Source organism: Cytobacillus firmus DS1 (genome assembly GCF_000565285.1).
Taxonomy (GTDB): domain Bacteria; phylum Bacillota; class Bacilli; order Bacillales; family Cytobacillaceae; genus Cytobacillus; species Cytobacillus firmus_A.
In genome coordinates this window covers 1-6,506 of record NZ_APVL01000048.1, presented here as the reverse complement: position 1 = coordinate 6,506, position 6,506 = coordinate 1, and the positions used below count along the sequence as shown (strand labels likewise).

The following is a 6,506-nucleotide window of genomic DNA, read 5'->3' as shown; positions in this document are numbered from 1 at the left end:
AAGATAATGAAGCAAAATTAAATGACTTAAAAATTAAAATTACAGATACCAAAGTTATTCAACCGGGAGAACCAGGAAATGAATATAGTAAAAAACCTGTTTTTGCAATCTGGTATGAAACAACTAATTTAAGCGATAAAGATATTGATCCTACAACAGCATGGACTGTTGTTTTTACAGCTGTACAAGATAATAATCCTAATGCGGTTAATGAACTAAATGTCGGAGCACTTCCTGATGAAAAATTTCTAGATACCCAATTAGAAACAATAAAAAAAGATGGTACTGTTAAAAATGCTGTAGCATATGAATTAGATGACCTCGAAACACCTGTAACATTAATTGCGACACAAGGTATTTCGGGAGATAAATTAGGTGAACAGGATTATAATATTAAATAGATTGAGTTTAGCCATTTTTAAAGGTGATAAAATGAAAGTAGTAATCCAAACAATCCTTAATGTGGAAGGCAACAGAGGGTTTAGAAACGGCGAATTCCATGTTAAGGACCTCGAATTTAAGGAAGACCCTGATTTCGCTGTGGCTGTTGTCGCATATGAATGGATCCAGCAGCAGAAACGCGAAACTGGCCAAAGAGAAACGATAATTGAAAAGGTAACCTGGAACGAGAAGAATGACATTACACAGATAGTCAGAGAAATTGAGCCGGTTATTCCTGAAGATAATTTGCCTTTTTGATACTAAAATAGAAATAATTTACAGGGATTAAAATATATTTTCTTATAGCATAGTAATAGTTTATATTTGGAGGGGCTTTATGTATAACATTCCTGTAATACCCGACGCTAAAAATTATTGGTTAATAAGAACTCAGGGCGGGAAATATTATCACGAATTCAGAAGAAAAGGATATATTGGTATTAACTGGGAAGAAATCACCCTAGATGATATTACCCGGTTGAATGCTGATGAACTTACATTACTAGTTAAGGAGCATTATCCTGACAAATCGAGGCCTGGTACCACAGCAAATCAACTAAGAACATTCAAAAACGTTATCAAGAAGGGGGATACTGTCGTTATCACTGGCGTGGCATCTAATAAATTTTCCATAGGAGAAGTGGTGGATGACGACTGTTATTCTGAGGAAGTTCCAGAAGAGGCTTTAGAAGCGAACCCAAAGTTGTGTCCTTATAATAAAAGAAGAAAAGTTAGATGGATTAAGGAAGTCCATAAATGGGATGTAGAAATGCCCATGTTTAAACTGTTGCAACATGCACAGCACACAATTACTGATGCTAATGAATACAAGGATGTAATAGAAAGTATGATCCATGATTTCTATATCAGAGGGGATTACGCTCAATTATCCTTAAAAGTTAAAAAGGAAGGTCATATTCCTGCAGTTTCCTTTTTTGCGTTAGGAAAAGACATCTTGGACTTAGCAAACGAATTTATGGAATATTCAAAGGAGAATTTTGCCGATTTAGAAGAAATTGAGACTCAAATTAACGTAAATTCTCCAGGTAAAGTGAAGTTCAAAGGACCGATGAAAGCCATCCTTGTTGTCGGACTTATTATAGTTGTTGGAACAGGTGGAGGGGTAACGGTTACCCCACCTGGTCCTGATGGACCGGGATCTTTTGAAGTGCAAAGCAACGGCTTATTACGAGAGGTTAACGCCTTCCTAAATGATAGGCAGGAAAGGGAACATCGAGAAATGATTATGTCCGAGTATATGGATGATCTAGAAGTAGAAACCCCTGAAGAATTAGAAAAATTAATGAGTGCAATTGAAAATAATACTGAAAACAAGTCTGAAAATTAATCATTTGTGGAATATTAGTAGTCAATACCTTATAATATTTAATTGAAAAGGAGGGGATATAAAATGAATGTTCTGCTAAACGCTTTGTCAATGATAGGTTCGTTTTTCGTTGTGTTTAGTTTACTTTATTTCATTCAATCTTATACTCTGGGATACCTCTCTATTTTCAGGAAAGAAGTTAAAGGGAAAATTTCAATAGGCGATATTGTATTCCCGCTTATTTCACTAACCTTTATAATATTATTTATTGACTTCTATAGACCGTATTAATTAAAGCCCTTCTCGCATGATGAGAAGGGCTTTTTATTATAGTTTCTTCAAAGCCTCCATCTTGGCCTTTGACGGAGTCTCATACTTTACATACCCATCCATCTTTGTGATCCAGTACCCGCTGCCAACAGAATATTGGCCGCCGTGGCGGTCATCATATCCATATACCCGATAAACTTCCCCCGGTTGTAGAATTCTGGCTTTGTTTATATTGTAATGTTCATCCCGTTTCCAAAGGTTTATTGGCTTTAAAATGGTGATTCGGCCAATCTGCCCCTTTTTGAGTTCTGCATCATCCCACATGACTTTATTCTGCAACGAACCAAGTTTCTCAACGATCTTAGGTGAAATAATGGCTATCTTTTTATCGTTGTTGAAGTTGTTTCTTACCGGTAGGGTAACACCGGCCTGGATGTTCCCTCTCAAAGAATCCATATCAAGGGCAGGGCATTGCTTCCAGCTATATGCCGGCAGCTCCTGGTGACCAAGGATACTAGTTACAGGAAAGGAAAGGCCCGTTTCCTTTCTAATAAAAGTTATTAGAGCAGGCAGAGCTTCATATTGTTGGGCTGTTGGCTCTTGTTTTCGGAAATCACCCACCCAGCATATGCCGATATAATGCTTGTTATAATCACCCACATGAGGGGTAACATCAGAATAATCAGCACATCTTTCAACTAAGCCATCTCTGTTAATAACGAACGTGTAGCCCATCTGACTCCAGCCGTTTGTAAGGACGTGATACCGGGCAAAAGCGTCCGCTGACCCACTTTCGGTAAGGGAATGATGTATAATAATGCCTCGGATATCAGATATTTTTCTTTGAGGACTTTTTTTCCATGTATGCCGGAGAATATTTCTCCTACGATCAATTACCCTCATATTAATTCCTCCTCATTAAGAAAAGCCACCCATAAGGGCAGCTTATTTTTTCATCTTTCCTTGCGCAACAAGTGCTTTCTTTTGCAATTTCGCTTTCTTACTTACATATGTGTTTTTCCAAACAGCCAAGGCATTTACAACAATAAAGATACTTAGTAAAACAAAGTTAGCAATATCCCCTGCAAACGGGACTATATTTACATCGAAAATCCCCTTAATCCCCAATCCTAATAATGAAATCCACCCTGTAAGAAGGATGGCCCAGTCTTTCCATGTTTTCGGTTGTTCGTACATTTTAGTTTCCTCCTCTTATTTTAGGCCTAAACCTTTATTGAAAATTAACCAGATTAAACCTGCTAAACCCGCTGCCATGGGTGTGACAAAAAGAAAAAAGACCCTCAATGCGAAGGCCTTGATGCCCTTATAGTTTTCTTCATGTTTTTTATCAGATGACTGAACTAACTCTTTGAAATCCTCAAATTGTTTTTTCTGGGACTCTCTCATCTCATCAATTTCTTCCCTGAATTCTTGTTTAACCTGGTCAATCCTTTTATGAGCAGACTTTGCGCTTTCTGAAGTACGCTCTGCAAGTTCTTTGATGTTCCCCAAATTTTCGAATTTTATGGTGTGATTTGAAACTGTTTTATCAACATCATGTAAAATTTTTTGGAGATCTTTAATACCTTCTTTAAGCTCCTTAACATCCTGCTCTCTCATATCCTCAACCTCCTGGGTAGCTGACAAATCCATTCCCCCCTTAAATGATAATTGGAAAGGTCTATTTGTTTTCTCTATCTAACATATTCAGTAAATCATCCAGCTCATTGTCTTGCTCTTCCATCGATGCAAGTTGATTTTTGAGATTATCCATTTGCTGCTGAATCCCTTGTTTTTGAAACTGAAGGTTTTGCTTTGCCTGGAATAAATCCTGACGCGTAAGGTGCTCTTCCACTGTTTTAGTTACAACAACTTTACTCCCATCCACTTTAGATTTCTTATCTAACACATTTACCTGCGGCATGTTATGCAGCTCCTTTTAATAAATTTAGTTCATAGTTTAATTCTTGAATTGCCTTCCACATGAGAGACCCCATACCATATACATCGATTCCACCCGTAAATTGCATAATTTCCATTGGAGCCTCGTCATAAATCAACCCAACACGTTTTGGTTCTGAATCCAAATCACTGTTGTATCGGTAGGAATATACCGGGGTTTCTGAAATTAACCTTAATGCAGACTGTCCAAATGGCTCGATATCTTTTTTCTCCTCTCTTCTGGAGACATTTGAATAGGCTAGCCCTTCAAAAGTTCCATACGCGTCGTCCCAATAGTTTCTTGCCTGCACAGTTGAGGATCCATATAAAAACTTTATTCCTGCTCCTCCACGCCTTATGTTATAGGTGTTATACCAGGACACAGGATCCGAGGGAAGAAGATTTGCCACCCAATTTTGCGTCGCAACATTTAAACCACCTAATGTAAGTGAACCGGCATTAAGAGAATTAGCATCAACATGGACATTAAAATCTGCTACTCCACCATCTACACGCATACCACTTTCCATAACAAACGGGCCACCACTGGTATAGATGCCGTTACCGCTGTTAGACCTTAACCTCATCGACCCTGATGAAGCGATGAGAAATCCCATTGCCTGATTGCTAATGATTTGATGCACATCAGAATCGGAAGTTGTTAATTTTAAATTTGTGCTGGTTACTCCATTGCCGACATTAAAAACATTTCCATAAAACTTTTCTGCTGCAACTGAATTAGTTTTTAGATTACCTCCATCAATTACCGTCTGACCAGGTGTATCTAAGTTTTCAAAAGTCACAAGACCTTGTAAATTTAATTGCTGGGCCAAAAAGCTAATAGAATAGGCATCCTGAGTAATTAATGAGGTTATCGTGTTACCGGTATAGTCAGAGTAAGAAACTTTGCTCTGTATCTGACCCTCAGTAATTTCTATGCGTGCTTCCGTCTCAGCAAACTTCCCATCGATTGAAGTAACCTCTAGTGTAATGCGCTCATTGGTCTGCTCTATATTTGACCTTACTTGTTTTTGATTCTCGTTTATTTTGATGTTTGTCTCCGTCAGCAAATCCACGAAAGATTGTTTTTTATTAGATAAAGTGACCACAGGTGTCCTATTAGTGAAGGGAAACCATTTTTTCGCCATAACACGCTGCTGAAATTCAATGTCCATTGGTTCATATATTGTCCAAACCTTATCACCGAGATCGGCATCAAATCCCAACTGAGTTACTTCTAAATCAAAAGTTATCTCTGGAACATCTATAAGCTCCTGCCGACATCTTTCAATTAATGATTCCGCAACTGTGAATCGTTCATCACGGACTGGCTCAGCATGACGCTCTCCGTATCTACTGACATTTGGGGAAGTGTAAATAACCTCCAGTCCATTGCCACCGTATCCTTTTATGATGGTAGCTAACTTTGAAGTATCTACGTTCTTTTTTAAAGTCTTAACATTATGCTTATAACGGAATTGTTCATCGTTATCTTTGCCAACCTCTTTGTAAATCTTTAGATGCTTTCCTGGTTCGATTTTTCTTTCGCATTCAAAAACATCGCATATTAATTTAATTAGTGAAACCGCATTGTCCTCACCAAAATTGGGTATTAATTTGGAGCCAAATTGCCCTAAAATTTCAAAAGTCCAACCGGATCCAGCTAATGCAATCTGAAAAAATTCCTGAATGGTTTTTGTGCCACCATTGATCTCATAAATTTGATGGTCAATCAAATCAAAGTATATATGAGGAGCTTTAACCGCTTTTCTAAATCGGTCTTCACTCAGGCCTTTTATTCTGAATTCATGACCTTCAAAATCAACAATAGCTTCTTCTGTTAATAGAGGATAGGAGTGGGCATTATTGTCGGTATAAACTGAAGTGAAGGACATGCTGAAATCCCCATTTACTTCTTCATTAACTTCCGTCCCTTTAATATCAGTCAAAGCCTCTGTTCTTCCACTCAAGTCTGTTACTACAAGCAATATAGATCACCTGCCCTTCTAACATAAAAAGACACTCTCCATTGAGAGTGTCTTACTTATCCTTCAACTTTCTTCAATTCATTCTTCAAATCAATCACTGTATTTAGAATCTGCTTATAATATTCTATATTGTTGCTTTGCTTAGAGATTTTTGGCAACAATTCAAATCGTTCATCCGCGATAATGCCTATATTTGCTTGATTTACTTGTTTAGCCATACCTTCCGGCAATTTTTCTCCAACGGCTCTTAAGACGTTTAAACGGTTTGATAATGATTTACTTTTTTCAGTTAGTTCATCTAATTTTGTTTGAAACTGACTTATAACATCCTTACATAACTCAATCTCCTCATTTATTGCCGTAATTGTTAATAGTGTCTTTTCCAAAATAACACCTCCTCTATATTACTAAAGTTCTACAAAATGAGATGATATTCCTTTTTATACCACAAAAATACACATGGCTAAATGTTGGAATTGTGTCGCTTAATCTTCCCCCCCCCTTGAAGGCAAAATAAAAGAGCAACCAATAATTTCGGT

At 37.5% G+C, this 6,506-nt stretch carries 8 protein-coding genes and 2 pseudogenes; 3 read left to right on the top strand and 7 right to left on the bottom strand.

The features are described 5' to 3' along the window. From PBF_RS24460 to PBF_RS24450, 3 genes are all read left to right on the top strand, one after another. Positions 1-401, top strand: a 401-nt coding sequence (locus PBF_RS24460; RefSeq protein ID WP_035333589.1) for a DUF5067 domain-containing protein, incomplete at its 5' end; no start/stop codon positions are given. 31 nt (positions 402-432) lie between these two features. After that, positions 433-699: a hypothetical protein gene (locus tag PBF_RS24455; RefSeq protein ID WP_035333591.1), complete on the top strand. Its 267-nt coding sequence runs from the start codon at positions 433-435 to the stop codon at positions 697-699. A gap of 79 nt (positions 700-778) precedes the next feature. After that, entirely contained in the window at positions 779-1,789 is a 1,011-nt protein-coding gene (locus tag PBF_RS24450; protein ID WP_035333588.1) for a hypothetical protein, read from the top strand. Positions 1,790-2,095: 306 nt separating this feature from the next. Here PBF_RS24450 and PBF_RS26955 read toward each other — a convergent pair. From PBF_RS26955 to PBF_RS24415, 7 genes and pseudogenes are all read right to left on the bottom strand, one after another. Next, positions 2,096-2,368, bottom strand: a pseudogene (locus PBF_RS26955) (bifunctional 2',3'-cyclic-nucleotide 2'-phosphodiesterase/3'-nucleotidase); the annotation flags it as partial. Between the two features lie 147 nt (positions 2,369-2,515). Then, positions 2,516-2,941, bottom strand: a pseudogene (locus PBF_RS26950) (peptidoglycan recognition protein family protein); the annotation flags it as partial. A gap of 42 nt (positions 2,942-2,983) precedes the next feature. After that, positions 2,984-3,235 carry a phage holin gene (locus PBF_RS24435; RefSeq protein ID WP_035333585.1) on the bottom strand — a complete coding sequence of 84 codons (252 nt, stop codon included), beginning with the start codon at positions 3,233-3,235 and terminating at the stop codon, positions 2,984-2,986. Between the two features lie 15 nt (positions 3,236-3,250). Then, on the bottom strand, positions 3,251-3,658 hold the full coding sequence (locus PBF_RS24430) for a hypothetical protein (RefSeq protein WP_152539742.1): 408 nt from the start codon (positions 3,656-3,658) through the stop codon (positions 3,251-3,253). 61 nt (positions 3,659-3,719) lie between these two features. Then, on the bottom strand, positions 3,720-3,962 hold the full coding sequence (locus PBF_RS24425; protein ID WP_035333582.1) for a hypothetical protein: 243 nt from the start codon (positions 3,960-3,962) through the stop codon (positions 3,720-3,722). Between the two features lies 1 nt (position 3,963). Beyond that, positions 3,964-5,967 (bottom strand): phage tail spike protein, encoded by a 2,004-nt coding sequence (locus PBF_RS24420; RefSeq protein WP_035333581.1) that lies wholly within the window; start codon positions 5,965-5,967, stop codon positions 3,964-3,966. A gap of 56 nt (positions 5,968-6,023) precedes the next feature. After that, a complete protein-coding gene (locus PBF_RS24415; RefSeq protein WP_035333580.1) occupies positions 6,024-6,353 on the bottom strand; it encodes a hypothetical protein in 330 nt (109 codons plus the stop codon). Positions 6,354-6,506: the final 153 nt, after the last annotated feature.

Bases quoted from the DNA above. Each gene is read 5' to 3' on its own strand.
- PBF_RS24455 (WP_035333591.1), top strand. From the start codon at position 433: ATGAAAGTAGTAATCCAAACAATCCTTAATGTGGAAGGCAACAGAGGG.
- PBF_RS24450 (WP_035333588.1), top strand. From the start codon at position 779: ATGTATAACATTCCTGTAATACCCGACGCTAAAAATTATTGGTTAATA.
- PBF_RS24435 (WP_035333585.1), bottom strand. From the start codon at position 3,235: ATGTACGAACAACCGAAAACATGGAAAGACTGGGCCATCCTTCTTACA.
- PBF_RS24430 (WP_152539742.1), bottom strand. From the start codon at position 3,658: ATGAGAGAGCAGGATGTTAAGGAGCTTAAAGAAGGTATTAAAGATCTC.
- PBF_RS24425 (WP_035333582.1), bottom strand. From the start codon at position 3,962: ATGCCGCAGGTAAATGTGTTAGATAAGAAATCTAAAGTGGATGGGAGT.